The sequence below is a fragment of the Streptomyces roseoverticillatus genome, assembly GCF_000719265.1.
Taxonomy (GTDB): domain Bacteria; phylum Actinomycetota; class Actinomycetes; order Streptomycetales; family Streptomycetaceae; genus Streptomyces; species Streptomyces roseoverticillatus.
Genome location: NZ_JOFL01000084.1, coordinates 1 through 244, shown reverse-complemented (window position 1 = coordinate 244; position 244 = coordinate 1). Strand labels below are relative to the sequence as shown.

The window sequence follows — 244 nt, the reverse complement described above, 5'->3', positions numbered from 1 at the left end:
TTCCCGTACCCGTCCGGTATCGATGGCTTCCTGTACGGAGGCGACGTGCAGGCGCAGCCCGTGCCCGTCCACCACCCGGTCCCGGTAGGCCAGCACCTCGGGGAAGTTGTGCCCGGTATCGACGTGCAGCAGGGCGAACGGCAGGGGCGCGGGGGCGAAGGCCTTCAGCGCCAGGTGCAGCATGACGATGGAGTCCTTGCCGCCGGAGAACAGCAGCACCGGCCGCTCGAACTCCCCCGCCACC

General features: G+C 70.1%; 1 protein-coding gene. It reads right to left on the bottom strand.

Features of this window, described 5'->3' with window-relative positions:
* A partial coding sequence (locus tag IF61_RS0131920; RefSeq protein WP_030370034.1) for a phosphoadenosine phosphosulfate reductase domain-containing protein occupies window positions 1–244 on the bottom strand: 244 nt, incomplete at both ends.